General features: G+C 73.2%; 13 protein-coding genes. 7 read left to right on the top strand and 6 right to left on the bottom strand.

Going from position 1 to position 16,591, the window contains the following annotated elements:
- Positions 1-1,587 (top strand): penicillin-binding transpeptidase domain-containing protein (locus GV126_RS20435; protein WP_236570056.1); only part of this gene is annotated, 1,587 nt, incomplete at its 5' end.
- Positions 1,588-1,766: 179 nt separating this feature from the next.
- A complete protein-coding gene (locus GV126_RS20430; protein WP_159668852.1) occupies positions 1,767-3,437 on the top strand; it encodes a penicillin-binding transpeptidase domain-containing protein in 1,671 nt (556 codons plus the stop codon).
- A 65-nt stretch (positions 3,438-3,502) separates the two neighbouring features.
- Here GV126_RS20430 and GV126_RS20425 read toward each other — a convergent pair whose 3' ends face one another.
- Positions 3,503-3,862, bottom strand: a complete 360-nt coding sequence (locus GV126_RS20425; protein ID WP_159668850.1) for an SsgA family sporulation/cell division regulator — start codon at positions 3,860-3,862, stop codon at positions 3,503-3,505.
- A 177-nt stretch (positions 3,863-4,039) separates the two neighbouring features.
- Between GV126_RS20425 and GV126_RS20420 the strand changes: the two genes are divergently transcribed.
- The 4 genes from GV126_RS20420 to GV126_RS20405 all read left to right on the top strand — a co-directional run bounded on the left by GV126_RS20420 (position 4,040) and on the right by GV126_RS20405 (position 7,931).
- Positions 4,040-5,104 carry an energy-coupling factor ABC transporter permease gene (locus tag GV126_RS20420; protein WP_159668847.1) on the top strand — a complete coding sequence of 355 codons (1,065 nt, stop codon included), beginning with the start codon at positions 4,040-4,042 and terminating at the stop codon, positions 5,102-5,104.
- Positions 5,104-5,865 (top strand): cobalt ECF transporter T component CbiQ, encoded by a 762-nt coding sequence (gene cbiQ / locus GV126_RS20415; RefSeq protein WP_159668845.1) that lies wholly within the window; start codon positions 5,104-5,106, stop codon positions 5,863-5,865. The genes GV126_RS20420 and cbiQ overlap by 1 nt, the downstream gene beginning before the upstream one ends.
- On the top strand, positions 5,853-6,644 hold the full coding sequence (locus tag GV126_RS20410; RefSeq protein ID WP_159668842.1) for an energy-coupling factor ABC transporter ATP-binding protein: 792 nt from the start codon (positions 5,853-5,855) through the stop codon (positions 6,642-6,644). Before cbiQ ends, GV126_RS20410 begins: the two co-directional genes overlap by 13 nt.
- A 114-nt stretch (positions 6,645-6,758) precedes the next feature.
- Complete coding sequence (locus tag GV126_RS20405; RefSeq protein ID WP_159668840.1) at positions 6,759-7,931, top strand: serine hydrolase domain-containing protein; 1,173 nt, start codon at positions 6,759-6,761, stop codon at positions 7,929-7,931.
- Between the two features lie 54 nt (positions 7,932-7,985).
- Here the strand turns inward: GV126_RS20405 and GV126_RS20400 are convergent, their stop codons facing one another.
- The 5 genes from GV126_RS20400 to GV126_RS20380 all read right to left on the bottom strand — a co-directional run bounded on the left by GV126_RS20400 (position 7,986) and on the right by GV126_RS20380 (position 13,014).
- Entirely contained in the window at positions 7,986-8,261 is a 276-nt protein-coding gene (locus GV126_RS20400) for a DUF1876 domain-containing protein (protein WP_159668837.1), read from the bottom strand.
- A gap of 152 nt (positions 8,262-8,413) precedes the next feature.
- On the bottom strand, positions 8,414-9,259 hold the full coding sequence (locus GV126_RS20395; RefSeq protein WP_159668835.1) for a DMT family transporter: 846 nt from the start codon (positions 9,257-9,259) through the stop codon (positions 8,414-8,416).
- The gene (locus tag GV126_RS20390) at positions 9,256-9,771 is read right to left on the bottom strand and encodes a YbaK/EbsC family protein (RefSeq protein ID WP_159668833.1); all 516 of its coding nucleotides are present in this window, start codon (positions 9,769-9,771) and stop codon (positions 9,256-9,258) included. The genes GV126_RS20395 and GV126_RS20390 overlap by 4 nt, the downstream gene beginning before the upstream one ends.
- A 246-nt stretch (positions 9,772-10,017) precedes the next feature.
- On the bottom strand, positions 10,018-12,255 hold the full coding sequence (locus GV126_RS20385) for an MMPL family transporter (RefSeq protein WP_159668830.1): 2,238 nt from the start codon (positions 12,253-12,255) through the stop codon (positions 10,018-10,020).
- 117 nt (positions 12,256-12,372) lie between these two features.
- The gene (locus GV126_RS20380) at positions 12,373-13,014 is read right to left on the bottom strand and encodes a TetR/AcrR family transcriptional regulator (protein ID WP_159668827.1); all 642 of its coding nucleotides are present in this window, start codon (positions 13,012-13,014) and stop codon (positions 12,373-12,375) included.
- Positions 13,015-13,258: 244 nt separating this feature from the next.
- On the opposite strand from GV126_RS20380, the gene GV126_RS20375 reads away from it, so the two are divergent.
- Entirely contained in the window at positions 13,259-16,519 is a 3,261-nt protein-coding gene (locus GV126_RS20375) for a S41 family peptidase (RefSeq protein WP_159668825.1), read from the top strand.
- The last annotated feature ends 72 nt before the right edge of the window (positions 16,520-16,591 follow it).

Raw genomic sequence — 16,591 nt, 5'->3', positions numbered from 1 at the left:
GTGGTCGCCGTCGTGGTGGGCGGGGCCGGGTACGGGACGTACAACGTCGTCTCGGCGCTGAACGGGACCGCGGTCTCCGGCGGATCCGCGCCCGCGCGGACCGGGCCGCCCGACGCGGACGAGGTGAAGGAGACGTCGCAGAACTTCTTCGCGGCCTGGGAGAAGGGCGACGCGCAGACCGCGGCGTCGTACACCGACTTCCCCGAGGCGGCCCAGGAACTGCTGACGGCCTACGGGACGGACGCGCACATCTCCCGGGTGAGGATCACGCCGGGGGCGGCCTCGGGCACCACCGTCCCCTTCTCGGTCAAGGCCACCGTGTCCTTCGACGGCAAGTCCGAGCCGCTGGCCTACAGTTCGCGGCTGAGCATCGTGCGCGGCACCAGCACACACCGGCCGCTGGTCGACTGGCAGCCCTCGGTGGTGCATCCCGCGCTGCAGAAGGGCGACACGCTGGTCACCGGCGAGTCGGCCGCGCCCGCGATCGAGGCCGTCGACCGCAACGGGGCGGTGCTGACGAAGGAGAAGTACCCCTCGCTCGGGCCGATCCTGGACGAGCTGCGGGCCAAGTACGGCGACCGGGCGGGCGGCACCCCCGCCGTCGAACTGAGCATCCACCACGCGGACACCGGGGCCGCCGACACCCCGCTGATCACCCTCGCCAAGGGCAGGGCGGGCAAGCTGCGCACCACGCTCAGCGCGAGCGCGCAGGCGGCGGCCGAGGAGGCGGTGCAGCGGTTCGCCGAGTCGTCGATCGTGGCCGTCAAGGCGTCCACCGGTGAGGTGCTGGCGGTGGCCAACCACCGCGCGGACGCCTTCAACGCGGCGTTCCTGGGCCGTCTCGCCCCCGGCTCCACCATGAAGATCATCAGTGCCGCCACGCTCATCGACAACGGCATCACCTCGGCGAACGGCCCCGCGCCCTGCCCGGACACGGCGGTGTGGCAGAGCCAGACCTTCCACAACCTGACGGGAATGAAGGCCGACGAGCACGCCACCCTCTCCGACAGCTTCGCCCGTTCGTGCAACACGGCGTTCGTGAAGTACGCGGACTCGGTCAAGGTGGACTCCCTGACCCGGGAGGCCGAGGACCGCTTCGGGCTGGGCCGGGACAACTGGAAGACCGGCATCCCCTCCTTCGACGGCTCGGTGCCCGCCTCCGGCGGCCCGGACACCGCCGCCAACATGATCGGGCAGGGCCAGGTGCAGATGAGCCCGCTGAACATGGCGTCGGTGACGGCCACCGCGATCACGGGCCGCTTCCGTCAGCCCGTCCTCGTCTCGCCCCGGCTCGACGACCGGGAGCTGGCCCGGGCGCAGGGGCTGCCGACGGGCACGGTCGCCCAGCTGCGGCAGATGATGCACCGCACCGCCACCACCGGGACCGCGGCCCAGGCGATGTCCGGGCTGAGCGGCGACATCGGCGCGAAGACCGGCTCCGCCGAGGTCGACGGGCAGGCGAAGTCCAACAGCTGGTTCACCGGATACCGGGGCGATGTGGCGGCCGCCGCCATGACCCAGGAGGGCGGCCACGGCGGCGACGCCGCCGGACCCATCGTGGCGGCGGTGCTGCGCGCCGCCGGCTGATCCGCCCGCACGCCCCGGCCACCGCGCCGGGGACCGTATGTCGCAGGTTGGCTACGGACCGGTGGCCGGCGCTCCGGGCACCACAGGGGACTCTAGGGTGGTGGCCGTCGCCGGGTGCGCTGGGCACGCGGCGGCGGCAACGGGCCGTCGGGCCCGGGGATCGCGGAGGACGGAAGGCAGTGGGCAAGAGAAGGCGCGTCGCCGAGCGGCGGAAGGCGACTCCCGCCGTGATCGGCGCGGTGATCGCCGTGGTCGCCGGCGGGGCGGGGTTCGGCGCGTACGCCCTGTACGGCGGCGCCGAGGCCGAGGGCCAGCCGCGGACCACGTCCGCGGGCGTGCACAGGACGGTGAAGACCGGCCCGCTGACGGCCGCCGAGGTGCGAAGCGCGGCCACCCGGTTCCTGACCGCCTGGCAGCAGGGCCGGCCCGCCCAGGCGGCCGCCGCCACCAGCGACTCCACCGCCGCCACCGCCCTGCTGACCGGCTACACCAAGGACGCCCACCTGAAGGACGTCACCCTCACCGAGGGCACCCCGAGCGGCACGAAGGTCCCCTTCTCGGTGAAGGCGACGGTGTCCTACCAGGGCCTGAGCAAGCCGCTGGCCTACGACAGCGCCCTGACCGTGGTGCGCCGCGCCGACGACGGCGCCCCGGTCGTGGACTGGCACGCCTCCGTCGTCCACCCCGACCTGAAGGACGGCGACCCCCTGGTCCCCGGCGAGGCCGGCACCCCGCCGGTGAAGGCCCTGGACCGCGACGGCAACGAGCTGACCGCGGCGAAGTACCCCTCGCTGGGCACGGTCCTGGACGGGCTGCGCGAGAAGTACGGCAAGAAGGCGGGCGGCAAGGCCGGCGTGGAACTGCGCGTGGTGCGCGGCGCGGCCTCGAAGAAGGCCGAGCTGTCCGACAAGACGCTGCTGGAGCTGAGCAAGGGCACGCCGGGCACGGTGCGCACGACGCTGAGCCCCACCCTGCAGGCCGCCGCCGAGGAGCAGGTGAACCGGCGCAAGCGGGCCTCGGTCGTCGTGCTGCGCCCCTCGACCGGTGAGATCCTGGCCGTCGCCAACAGCGGCCACGGCTTCAACACCGCCTTCCAGGGCTCCCTGGCGCCCGGCTCCACGATGAAGATCGTGACGGCGACGATGCTGTTCGAGAAGGGGCTCGTCACCCCGGGCGCCTCGCACCCCTGCCCCAAGACCTACAAGCTGGCCGGCTGGACGTTCCACAACGACGACGACTCCGAGATCAAGCACGGCACGTTCGAGCAGAGCTTCGGGGCCTCCTGCAACAACGCCTTCATCGACTTCGCGCCGAAGCTGTCGAACAGCGACCTGACGAAGGAGGCCCAGGAGGTCTACGGCCTGGGCATGGACAACTGGGCCATCGGTGTGCCGTCGTTCGACGGCTCGGTGCCGGTGCAGAGCGGCGCGCAGATGGGCGCCTCGCTGATCGGGCAGGGCGGGGTGCGGATGAACCCGCTGAACATGGCGTCGGTGGCGGCGACGGTGCAGGCCGGCGCCTTCCACCAGCCGTACCTGGTGTCCTTCGACGTGGACCACCGCACGCCGGCGAAGGCCGCGCGCACCATGTCGGCCACGACGCGGGCGCAGCTGAAGGAGGTCATGCGGTACACGGTGGAGTACGGCACGGCCGTGAAGGCGATGGCCGGGGTCAGCGGCGACGTCGGAGCGAAGACCGGCTCGGCCGAGGTCGACGGGCAGGAGAAGCCGAACGGCTGGTTCACCGCCTACCGCGGCGATCTCGCGGCGGCGGCCGTCGTCCAGGCGGGCGGACACGGCGGCGACACGGCGGGCCCGATCGTGGCGTCCCTGCTGAAGGCGGGCGGCTGAGCACCGGCTGAAGGCAGGGGCGGGTGCCCACCGGCCTCACCCACCGGCCCGTGCCCACCGGCCCGTCAGCCGTGGGCGAAGGCCGTCGCCATGGCCTCGGTGTAGGTCCGGCGCAGGAACCGGGTCAGCGCTTTGGTCTCGATCTGCACCACCGAGACGCCCTGCGCGGTGTGGAACTCCACCACCGTCTGCACCCGGCCGCACGGCCACACCCGGACCTCGCCGGTGCCGGCCGGGGCGCGCAGGCCCTGTTCGAGCAGCGACCGGGAGAACGTCCACGCGCGGCCGTCGGGCAGCGCGATCCGCACCGCGCGCGGGTCGGCCTGCGGGTCGTAGCGCAGCACGACCGGGACGGCGTCGCGCTCGTCCTGGGTGTCGTCGTCGGTGACTATGCGGGCTCGCGCGAACTGTTCGACCACCGACATCGTACGGCCCTTCACTCTCCGTGATCCGTCAGGAAAATACTTGCCCCTTCCATTACCAATGTCCCAGATTTCCGATTTCACGCGCGCCGAACGCGTATCCGTGCACCCGCCAGGGGGCTCCAGAGAGCGGACCCCCGCTCTTGCAAGTCATTCGCAACAAGCCTCTATCATCGAACGGTGCATGTCCCTGACGGATTCATCGACGCCCCCACCTCCGCCGCCACCGGCGTGATCGCCGCCGGCGCCCTCGCCGTGAGCCTGCGCGGCGCGCGCCGGGAACTCGACGAGCGCACCGCGCCGCTGGCCGGTCTCGTCGCCGCCTTCATCTTCGCGGTGCAGATGCTCAACTTCCCCGTCGCGGCCGGCACCAGCGGCCACCTCCTCGGCGGGGCCCTGGCCGCGATACTCGTGGGCCCCTACACCGGGGTCCTGTGCGTGTCCGTCGTCCTGCTCATGCAGGGCATCCTCTTCGCCGACGGCGGCCTGACCGCGCTCGGCGTCAACATCACCGACATGGCGATCGTCACCACCGTGGTGTCCTACGCCGTCTTCCGCGGCCTGGTGAAGGTGCTGCCGCGCCGCCGCCGCTCGGTGACCGTCGCTTCCTTCGTGGCGGCACTGCTCTCCGTGCCGGCCGCCGCCGTCGCCTTCACCCTGATCTACGCCGTCGGCGGCACCACGGACGTGCCGATCGGCAAGGTGGCCACCGCCATGATCGGCGTGCACGTGCTCATCGGCATCGGCGAGGCCGTGATCACCGCGCTGACCGTAGGCGCCGTCATCGCCGTACGGCCCGACCTGGTGTACGGGGCCCGCGGGCTGCGGCAGCGGCTGAAGCTGCGGGTCGGCGGCGAACTCGTCGACGCCCCCGCCGCCGCGCCGGAGCCCGCGCCCGCCGCCGCCCGGTCGCACCGCAAGCTGTGGATCACCGGCCTGGTGACCTCCCTGGTCCTCGCCGGCTTCGTCAGCTTCTACGCCTCCGCCAGCCCCGACGGCCTGGAGAAGGTCGCCCACGACAAGGGGATCGACAAGAAGGAGGAGAAGCACGCGGCGTCCGACTCGCCGCTGGCCGACTACGGCGTGAAGGACATCTCCGACGCCCGGCTGTCCGGCGGGCTCGCGGGCGTGATCGGCGTCGGCGTCACCGTCGTCGTGGGCAGCTCGGTGTTCTGGGTGGTGCGCAGGCGCCGCACGGCATCCGAGACCGCCGAGTCCTCCACGCCCTCCTCCCAGGCCGTCTGATGGGCGCGGGTCACGCGCACCGGCTGTACCGGCAGGGGAACTCGCCGGTGCACACCCTGCCGCCGCACACCAAGCTGGCCGCGGCCTTCGCCTTCGTCGTGGTGGTGGTGTCCACCCCGCGCCAGGCGATGTGGGCGTTCGCCCTGTACGCCGTGCTGCTGGCGGCGGTGGCGACCGTGGCCCGCGTACCGGCGGGTTTCCTGCTCAAGCGGCTGCTGATCGAGATCCCGTTCGTCGCCTTCGCGGTGCTCATGCCGTTCGTGGCCCAGGGCGAGCGGGTCGACGTGCTGGGGATGTCGCTGAGCGTGGGCGGCCTGTGGGGCGCCTGGAACGTGCTCGCCAAGGGCACCCTCGGGGTGGCCGCCTCGGTGCTGCTGGCGAGCACCACCGAACTGCGGGAACTGCTGCTCGGCCTGCAGCGCCTGAAGCTGCCGCCGCTGCTGGTGCAGATCGCCTCCTTCATGATCCGCTACGGCGACGTGATCACCGACGAGATGCGGCGCATGCGCATCGCCCGCGAGTCCCGCGGCTTCGAGGCGCGCGGCGTGCGGCACTGGGGCGTGCTCGCCAAGTCCGCGGGCGCGCTGTTCATCCGCTCCTACGAGCGCGGCGAGCGGGTCCACCTGGCCATGGTCAGCCGCGGCTACGCCGGGTCCATGCCGGTCATCGACGAGGTGAGCGCCTCGCGGGCCCAGTGGTCCTCCGCACTGGCCCTCCCCTGTGCCGCGCTCGTGGTCTGTCTGCTGGGATGGATGCTGTGACTGTGCCTACTTCCGCGCCCGTGCCCTCCCTGGAGGTCTCCGGCCTCGCCTTCGCCTATCCCGACGGACACCAGGCCCTCTTCGGCGTCGACTTCGCCATCGGGCGCGGGGAGCGCGTGGCGCTGCTCGGCCCGAACGGCGCCGGCAAGACCACCCTCGTGCTGCACCTCAACGGCATTCTCGGCGGCGGCACCGGCACGGTGACCGTGGCCGGGCTGCCGGTGGGCAAGCGGCACATGGCCGAGATCCGGCAGAAGGTCGGCATCGTCTTCCAGGACCCGGACGACCAGCTGTTCATGCCGACCGTGCGCGAGGACGTGGCGTTCGGTCCGGCGGCGGCCGGACTGAAGGGGCCCGAGCTGGAGCGGCGGGTGCGCACGGCCCTGGAGCGGGTCGGCATGCAGGACTTCGCCGACCGACCGCCGCACCACCTGTCCTTCGGGCAGCGGCGCCGGGTCGCGGTGGCCACCGTGCTCGCCATGGAGCCGGAGATCCTGGTGCTGGACGAGCCCTCCTCCAACCTCGACCCGGCCTCCCGCCGGGAGCTGGCCGACATCCTGCGCTCGCTGGACGTGACGGTGCTGATGGTCACCCACGACCTGCCCTACGCGCTGGAGCTGTGCCCGCGCTCGCTGATCCTCAGCGACGGCGTGATCGCGGCCGACGGTCCGACCGGCGAGCTGCTGTCCGACGAGGCGCTGATGCGCGCCCACCGCCTGGAGCTGCCGTTCGGTTTCGACCCGCGCTCGGTGACGGCCGGCGCCCAGCCCTCCCGGTGACCGCGAGCGCCCGGTACTGAGGAATCGCAGGCGCCACGCCCGCGTTGCACTCACTGTCGCAGGCGCTGCGACGGTCAGAGCAACGAGTGGCAACGACGGGACGGGAGCCGGGGCGTGGACGTGAACGGTACGGTGGCCGAGGGCTTCGAGCCGGTCAGGGACGCGTTCGCGGCCAACTTCGCCGACCGCGGCGAGCGCGGCGCGGCGGTCGCGGTCTACCGGGACGGCCACAAGGTCGTCGACCTGTGGGCGGGCACCCGCGACGTGGACGGCGCGGGCGACGCCGCCCCCTGGGAGCGGGGCACGGCACAGATCGTGCGCTCGGCCACCAAGGGCGTGGCCGCCGCCGTCCTGTTGCTGCTGCACCAGCGCGGCGAACTGGACCTGGACGCCCCGGTCGGCGCGTACTGGCCGGAGTACAAGGCGGCCGGCAAGGAGCACACGCGGGTGGGGCAGCTGCTCGCGCACCGCGCGGGCGTACCGGTCCTGGACCGGCCGCTCACCCCCGCCGAGGCCACCGACCCCGAGCGGGGCGCGGCGGCAGTTGCGGCCCAGGCGCCTGTGTGGGAGCCGGGCACGGACCACGGCTACCACGCGCAGACCTACAGCTGGCTGACCGGCGAACTGGTCCGTCGGGTCACGGGCCGGTCCATCGGCGCGTGGATCGCCACCGAGATCGCCGGGCCCGTCGGCGCGGACCTGTGGGTCGGGCTGCCGCCTCAGCAGGCGCACCGCGTGGGCCGGGTCGGCCGCGTCGAGCCGCCCGCCACGCAGGCGGGCGGGCTGCGGATACGGCCCAAGCGCTCCCTCGCCCAGGCCTACGGCGACCCCGACTCCCTCACCCGCCGGGCCTTCGCCGCGATCACGCCCCAGCCCGACGAGAACGACCCGGCCTACCGGAGCGCCGTTCTGCCCGCCTCCAACGGCATCGCCACCGCCGACGGCCTGGCCCGCTTCTACGCCTCGCTCATCGGCGAGGTGGACGGCGGGGTGCGCCTGTTCACGCCGGAGACGGCCGCCCTGGCCCGCGCGGAGGCCGCGGCCGGCCCGGACCGCGTGCTGGTGGCCCCCACCCGCTTCGGCCTGGGCTACATGCTGCACGGCAGCGCCTCGCCGCTGCTCGGCCCCGGCTCCTTCGGCCACCCCGGCCGCGGCGGCGCCCTCGGCTTCGCCGACCCCGACTCCGGGATCGCCTTCGGCTACGTCACCAACGGCTTCCGCACGAGCGTGACGGCGGACCCCCGCGCCCAGGCCCTGGTCCGGGCGGTGCGCGCGTCCCTGGCGTGAGCACGGGCGCCGCGCCGGCGTCCGCGGTGCCCGGCCCGGCGGGTGGGCGGGGGCTCAGATGTGGATCGGCTGGGACGTACGGCCCGAGGCCTGGTCGATCTCCTCGTGCGCCTTGTCGAGCAGTTGCATGGCGAGTTCGTTGAGCGCCCGCGCCCCGGCGATCTCCTCGCCGACCCGCGGCTGGTTGGCGTCGGTGCGGAACCGGCTGGCCCGCCCGTGCCCGCGGATCTCGCTGCCGTCGGGCAGGCGCACCAGCGCGGCGGCTTTGGTGTGCTGGTCGTCCTCCTTGAATTCGAGTTCGACGTGCCATCCCACAGCGGTCTTCATCATGACCATCACCTCCGGAAGACCTGCTTCCAGGGTGCGCCTTTCCCCAGCCGCGTGCAGCACCGGACCGGGCGGCCCGTGGGCGCGGGTTTGGCCAACGACGCGACGGCCGGCGCGACAACAGGACAGGCGACCGGCGCGGCGGCGGATCGCCGTCAACCGCTGTGCAGCATCAGCCCGATGCCCACGACCAGCAGGCCGGCCGCGGCGATGCGCGGCGCCCCGAAGCGCTCCTTGAAGAACACCGCGCCGATCGCCGCGCCCACCAGGATGGAGGACTCACGCAGGGCCGCGATCGGGGCGAGTTCGGCCCGGGTCTGCGCCCACAGCACCAGCGCGTACGCCGTCACGGACAGCGCGGCCCCGAGCAGCCCGACCGCGGCGTACGGCCGCAGCATCGCGGACGTCCGGCCGCGCCAACGCGTCGTCGCCCAGGCGGGGATCACCACGCCCTGAAGGGCCATCAGCCAGGCGATGTACCCGAGCGACGATCCGGAGGCGCGCACGCCGAGCCCGTCGACCACCGTGTACCCGGCGATGGTCAGCCCGGTCGCCAGCGCGGCCCCGATCGCCGCCCAGTCGGGCCGCCGTCCGCGCAGCCCCCACAGGGCGACGCCGGTGAGCCCCGCGCAGGACAGCGCGACGCCCGCCGCCGCCCAGCCGTCGGGCACCTCGTGCGCGAACAGCGCGGCGAGCCCGGTGACGACGAGCGGCGCGGTGCCGCGCGCGATCGGGTACGCCTGGCCGAAGTCCCCGAGCCGGAAGGACGTCATCAGCAGCGCGTAGTACAGGACGTGGACGGCCGCCGAGGCGAGCAGGTACGGCCAGGCGGCGGCCGCCGGGAGAGCGGTGAACGGGATGAGCACCAGCCCGATGAGCAGTCCGCCGCCCGCGATGAGCGTGAACCCGACCAGCTTGTCGGTGATCCGGTGCGCGATCGCGTTCCAGCTGGCGTGGGTGACCGCCGCCAGCAGCACCGCCGCGGTGACGAGCGGCGTCACGCCGTGCGCTCGCGCACGTCCACGAGGGTGCCGCCGGCCTGCGCGACGAGCGCCTTGGGGTCCATCGGGAAGACGGTGTACGGGGTTCCGGCGGCGGCCCAGACCACGTCGTGGTCGAGCAGCCCCCGGTCGGCGAGCACGCGGGTGCGGGTGCGGTGCCCGAAGGGGGGCACGCCGCCGATGGCGTACCCGGTGGTCTCCCGTACGACCTCGGCCTTGGCCCGGGTGACCTTCGCCGCGCCCAGCTCCTGGCGCACCCGCTCGACGTCCACGCGCGAGGCCCCGTCCATGAGGACCAGCACCGGCACGTCGTCGGCGGCGAAGATCAGCGACTTGCAGATCTGGCTCAGCTCGCAGCCGATGGCCGCCGCCGCCTCGGCGGCGGTCCGGGTGGCCTCGGGAAACGCGCGGACCTCGGCGAGCAGCTCGCCGAGGCCCAGGGTGCGCAGCGCCTCGGCGAACCGGGGGTGGGCCGCCGAGGCGGAGGACGCGGAAGCGGAAGGTGTCGTCATGGAAGGGCAGGCTAGGGCCTGTCCGGCGGATCATGCCGCAGACGCGGGGCCTGGCGCGCCCCTCTGCGGCGTTGTCGTCGGTCCTCGACGCTCCGCGTCGACTCCCTCCTCCGCCTTGCACAGGGACCCACCATGCCCCGCTCACCTGGGCAGATCAGTCGCCGTGAGTTCCCTGCGTCTTGATCCGCCGGACAGGCCCCAGTTGCCTTCCCCGCACGTCACGAGCGGTTCACCGGCGTGTTCCGGTCAGGCGCGCACGAGTTCGCGCTGCCCGTCCGGGTCCGCGTCGGGGTCGGCGTCCCGGGCGCCGGCGGGCGACTGCGCGCGCAGGCCCTCGCCCTCCACGTCCACGTTCGGCAGGACGCGCTCCAGCCACTTCGGCAGCCACCAGGCCCTGCGCCCGAGCAGGGCCAGGACCGCCGGGACGATGGCCATGCGCACGATGAACGCGTCGAAGAAGACGGCGATCGCCAGGCCGAAACCGATCATCTTGATCATCGACTCGCTGGAGCCGATGAAGCCGGAGAAGACGGCGATCATGATGACCGCGGCCGCGGTGACGACCCGGGCGCCGTGCCGGAAGCCGGTGACGACGGCCTGGCTGGGCTTCTCCCCGTGGACGTGGGCCTCGCGCATGCGGGTCACGAGGAACACCTCGTAGTCCATGGCCAGGCCGAAGACGACGCCCACCATGAAGATCGGCATCATCGACATGACCGGACCGGTCTGCTCCACGCCCATCAGGCCGGACAGCCAGCCCCACTGGAAGACGGCGACCACCGCGCCGAGCGCGGCGAGCACGCTCAGCAGGAAGCCGAGCGCCGCCTTCAGCGGCACCAGCACCGAGCGGAACACCACGATCAGCAGCAGGAAGGCGAGGCCGACGACCAGGGCCAGATAGGGCAGCAGGGCGTCGTTGAGCTTCTGCGAGACGTCGATGTTCATCGCCGTGGAGCCGGTGACCAGCACCTTCGCGTCCGTCTTCGCGGTGATGCCGGCGCCGGCGCCGCGGATGGCGTGCACCAGGTCCTCGGTGCCGGCCGAGGACGGCTTGGACTTCGGCACGACCGTCACCGTCGCCGTGTCACCGGCCTTGTTGGCCTGGGCCGGGGTCACCGTGACGACGTCGGGCAGGGACTTGATCGCGTCGGTCACCTCGGTGAAGGCGGCCTTGGGGCGGTCGCTGTCCTTGGCGTCGACGACGACCATCAGCGGGCCGTTGAAGCCGGGCCCGAAGCCCTCGGAGAGCAGGTCGTAGGCGCGGCGCTGGGTGGTGGAGACGGGCTGCGAGCCGTCGTCGGGCAGGCCCAGTTCGAGGGAGGCGGCGGGGACGGCGGCGGCGCCCAGGCCGATCACGCCGAGCAGCAGCACGGCGACGGGCCGGCGGACGACGAAGCTCGCCCAGCGGGTGCCCATGTTGGGGCGGGCGGGCGTGCGCGCGGCCCGGCCGCCGCCCAGCAGCCGGCTCTTCTGGCCGGCCGGCTTGACCCTGCGGCCCGCGTAGCCGAGCAGCGCCGGGATCATCGTCAGCGCGATGAGGACGGCGACGACGACCGTGCCGGCCGCCGCGACACCCATCTTCGTCAGCATCGGGATGTTCACGACGGACAGGCCGACCAGGGCGATGACGACGGTCAGGCCCGCGAAGACCACCGCGGAGCCCGCGGTGCCCGCGGCCCGCCCGGCCGCTTCCTCCCGGGTGTGCCCCTCGGCGAGTTCGGCGCGGTAGCGGGAGACGATGAACAGGGCGTAGTCGATGCCGACGGCCAGGCCGATCATCGAGGCCAGGGTGGAGGTGGTGGAGCCCAGGTCGAGGGCGTGGGCGAGGGCGGTGACCGTGCACACGCCGATGCCGACGCCGATGAGCGCGGTCAGCAGGGGCAGCCCGGCGGCCAGCAGCGAGCCGAAGGTGATGACGAGCACGACGGCGGCGATGACGATGCCGATGACCTCGGTCGCACCGGTCTCGGGCGCGGCGCTGAGCGCGTCACCGCCGATCTCCACGGTGAGCCCGGCGTCCCGCGCGTCCTGCGCGGCGTCCTTCAGGGCGGTGCGGGAGGAGTCCTCCAGCTCCATGCCGGAGACCTTGTACTTCACCGACGCGTACGCGACGGTGCCGTCCTTGCTGACGGCGTGCCCGGTGTAGGGGTCGGCGACGGAGGCCACCTCGGAGCCGCCGGACAGCTCCTTGACGGTCTTCTCCACGGCGGCCTTGGGGGCGGCGTCGGTCATCTTCTGGCCGCCGGGCGCCTTGAACACCACCCGCGCGGTCGCCCCGTCGGCGCTCGCGCCCGGGAAGCGCTGCTCCAGCAGGTCGAAGGCGCGCTGGGCCTCGGTGCCGGGGATGGAGAAGGAGGTGCTGCCGGCGGGGGGTGCGGTGGCGGCGCCGACGCCGGCGAGCGTCAGCAGCGCCACCCATATCAGCGCGACGAAGTGCCGCCGCCGGAAGGCGATCCGGCCTAGTTTGTACAGGAACGTGGCCACGGGGGCGTACTCCCGGTCAGGTCGTTGGGGTGGAACTGGGCAGGGGTGATCAGCCCGACGACGTGAGCGGCCGCGTCAGGTGCTACGAGGGACGGGGGACCCGTCAGGGTTCAGGGATCAGGACGTGGTCACGCCGAGGGCGGGGAGGACCACGGCGTCGATGTACGAACGAAGGAATTCCTGCGTGGGCGGCTGGTCCTCGATCAGCGCGCGGACGGCGAACCCGCCGGCCAGCATGTGCACCACGAAGTCCAGTGCCGGGCAGTCGGCCCGGATCTCGCCCCGGTCGACGGCGCGCCGCAGCAGCCGCTGGAACTCGCCGGTCTCCGGTTCGATGAGCTGTTCCCTGAAGGCCTGTCTGAGGTCGGGGTTGGCGTGCATCGCCATGGCCAGACCGCGCATCAGCGCGGAGTTCTGCTCCATGACGCAGTCGTCCTCCCGGGCCACCAGGGCGTGCAGGTCACCGCGCAGCGAGCCGGTGTCGATCCCGCCGGCCTTGCCGGGCTTGCCGTGCCGGACGGCCTTGACCACCAGCTCGGCCTTGCCGCCCCACTGGCGGTAGAGCGTGGCCTTGCTGGAGCGGGTGCGGGCGGCCACGGCGTCCATGGTGAGGGCGTCGTAGCCGACCTCGCGGAGCAGGTCGAGCACGGCCTCGTACAGCTCGGCCTCGCGCTCGGGCGTGATCCGGCTGCGGCGCGCCGGCGCGGACACCGGCTCCACTGGAGCGGCTGCCGCCGCGCCCTTGGCTGCCTCGGCCATCGGCCCGCCTTTCCGCTCCGCCACGACTGGGCTCGTCCCAGGGTCAGGTTCGTCGTGCGAGTCCTCGCACGAGGTCCTCGCCACGAGTATTCGTACGAGATGAATGTATCCCACCGCGCGATCGAAACGAAACGGTTTCGTACGTGGGGTGGGTCACGTCTGTCGGGTGCGCATAAATACGCATGGGTTCGCCTGGGTTTTCGTACGAGTTGCTGGCCTCCCGGCCCGGACGAAGCATGGGTAGGTGAGCTATCTGCGCCTGCCGCACCTCAGCGGCGATCTGCTGTGTTTCGTGGCCGAGGACGACCTCTGGCTGGCGCCGCTGGACGGCGCCGGCCGGGCCTGGCGGCTCACCGTGGACCGCACCAAGACCGGGCACCCCCGCTTCTCGCCCGACGGCCGCCACATCGCCTACACGAGCTGGCGCAGCCTGGCGCCCGAGATCCACCTCGTCCCGGTGGACGGGGGGCCGGGCCGCCGGCTGACGTACTGGGGCAGCACCGACACCCGGGTGTGCGGCTGGAGCCCGCCCGACGAGCACGACCGCACCGAGATCCTCGCCGTCACCTCGCAGAGCGAGCCGTTCTCGTACTTCACCTGGGCCTACAAGGTGGACACCGACGGCTCCCCCGGCCGCAAGCTGCCCTGGGGGCCGGTCAGCGACCTACAGGTCGCCGACCTCGGCGGGGAGCGCAGGACCCTGCTGCTGACCGGCACCCCGCCGCACGAACCCGCTTCCTGGAAGCGCTACCGGGGCGGCGCCATGGGCCGGTTGTGGCTGCACGGGCGGCGACTGCTGCCCGACATCGGCGGCCACCTGGCCTGCCCGATGTTCGTCGGCGGCCGGATCGCCTTCCTCTCCGACCACGAGGGCGTCGGCAACCTCTACTCCTGCGCCCACGACGGCACCGGCCGGCGCCGCCACACCGACCACGACGCCTTCTACGCCCGGCACGCCGCCAGCGACGGCAGCCGCGTGGTCTACCAGTGCGCGGGCGAGCTGTGGATCGTGGACGACCTCTCCCCGGACTCCGAGCCGCGCAAGCTGACCGTACGGCTGAGCGGCCCCCGGGCGGGCCGCCGCCCCTACCCGGCGCCCGCCGCGCAGACCCTGGACGGCCTGTCCGTCGACGAGACCGGCCGGGCCAGCGCCGTCGTCGTCCGCGGCTCGCTGTACTGGCTGACCCACCGCGACGGCCCCGCCCGCACCCTCACCGACACGCCCGGCGTCCGCGTCCGCCTGCCGGAGATGCTCGGGGAGAGCGGCAGGCTCGCCTACGTCCCCGACGCCGACGGCGAGGACGCCGTCGAGATCGCCCACCTGCCGCGCGCCAGCGGCGCCCGCCCGCCCCGCCGGCTCGCCTCCGGACAGCCGGGCCGCGTCCTGGAGATGGTTTCCGACCCCGACGGCGAACGCCTCGCCCCGGCCGCCGACGACGGACGGCTGCTGCTGCTCGACGTGTCCCAGGCGGAGCAGGAGGCCGCCGAGGCCGGCGGGACCACCGAGAGCAGTGAGAGCGACGAGGACTCCGAGACGACCGGCGGGCCGGTCACCGAGCTGGTCCGGTCGGACAACGGCCCCGTGCGCGACCTCGCCTTCTCCCCGGACGGGGCCTGGCTGACCTGGTCGCACCCCGGCATCGGCCGCACGCTGCGGCAGATCAAGATGGCCCGGATCAAGGACCGCCTCGTCGTGGACGTCACCAACGGCCGCTTCGAGGACGAGAACCCGGTCTTCACCCGGGACGGCCGCTACCTGGCCTTCCTGTCCTGGCGCGGCTTCGACCCGGTGTACGACGTGCACACCGGCGACCTGTCCTTCCCGCTGGGCTGCAAGCCCTACCTGGTGCCGCTGTCCTCAGCGACCCCCTCGCCGTTCGCCCTCAATCCCGAGGGCCGGCCGGCCGCCGGCGGCCTGGACCCGCTGGAGGAGGAGGCCGGCGAACCCGGTGCGGCCACCGTGGAGGTGGAGGGGCTGGAGATGCGCGTGACGCCCTTCCCGGTCATCGCCTCCAAGTACTCGGCGCTGGCCCCGGTCGCGGGCGGCGGCCTGGTCTGGCTGCGCTGGCCGATCTCCGGGGCGCTGGGCGAGACGTTCGCCAACCCCGACGACACCACCGGCCGGCCCACGCTGGAGCACTTCAACCTCGGCAAGGCGAAGAAGTCCGAACTGGTCGGCCACCTGGACTGGTTCGCGGTCAGCGGCGACGGCACCCGGCTGGTCGTGGTCGACGAGGGCGACCTGCGCGCGGTGCCGTCCACCGAGATCGGCGACAGCGACACCACCACCTGGATCGACGTACGCCGCATCATGCCCGTGGTCGACCCGGGCGCCGAGTGGCGGCAGGCGTACGAGGAGGCGGGCCGGCTGATCCGGGCCTACTTCTGGGACCCCGGGATGAGCGGCATCGACTGGGACGGGGTGCTCGCCCAGTACCGTCCCCTGGTCGAACAGGTGGCCTCCCCGGACGAGTTCGCCGACCTGCTGCGCGAGGTGCTGGGCGAGCTGGGCACCTCCCACGCCTACGTCGCCGCCGCCCGCCGCAACGAGGGACCGGCGCAGTACCAGCGCTGGCAGGGCCTGCTCGGCGCCAACCTGGTGTGCCGCGACGGGCGCTGGGTGGTCAAGCGGATCCTGCTCGGCGACTCCTCCGACTCCCGGGCCCGCTCCCCGCTGGCCGGCACCGGCATCCGCGCGGGCGCGGTGCTCACCCACGTCGACGGCCGCCCGGTGGACCCGGTGGCGGGCCCGGACCCGCTGCTGGCCGGGTCCGGCGGGACGACCGTGGAGCTGACGTTCGACCCCGGTGACGGCGACGGGCCGCCCCGCCGGGTCGCGGTCGTCCCCCTCATCGACGACCGGCCGCTGCGCTACCAGGACTGGGTGGCCAAACGCCGCGCCGTCGTCCGCGAGTTGAGCGGCGGCCGCTGCGGCTATCTGCACATCCCCGACCTGGGCGGCTCGGGCTGGGCGCAGTTCAACCGGGACGTGCGCATGGAGATCTCCCGCCCGGCGCTCATCGTGGACGTGCGCGGCAACGCCGGCGGCCACATCAGCGAGCTGGTCATCGAGAAGCTGACCCGCACCATCCTCGGCTGGGACCTGACCCGCAACGCCCAGCCGGTGTCGTACACCTCCAACGCGCCCCGCGGCCCGATCGTGGCGCTCGCCGACGAGGCGACCTCCTCCGACGGCGACATGATCACCGCGGCGTTCAAGCTGCTGAAGCTGGGACCGGTGGTCGGCCAGCGCACCTGGGGCGGGGTGGTCGGCATGACCGGCCGGCACCGCCTGGGCGACGGCACGGTCATCACCGTGCCGATGAACGCGGCCTGGTTCGACGCCTACGGCTGGTCCGTGGAGAACCACGGCGTCAGCCCGGACATCGAGTCCCTGCGCACCCCGATGGACTGGGCCGAGGGCCGGCACGTGGAGATGGACACCGCCATCGAACTGGCCCTGGAACTGCTGGACACCACCCCGGTCGCCACCCCCCACCGCTGAGTGCATCCTGGGCGCCCCCCACGACTGAGGGAACCCGAGCTGGTCCCCGCGCCCCACGGAAAGCGCCACCGA

Origin of the sequence: Streptomyces mexicanus, from assembly GCF_902506575.1 — a bacterium.
In the GTDB taxonomy this organism is placed as follows: domain Bacteria; phylum Actinomycetota; class Actinomycetes; order Streptomycetales; family Streptomycetaceae; genus Streptomyces; species Streptomyces mexicanus.
Note: the sequence above shows the minus strand (reverse complement) of the source record. Positions and strands in the feature narration are given on the sequence as shown.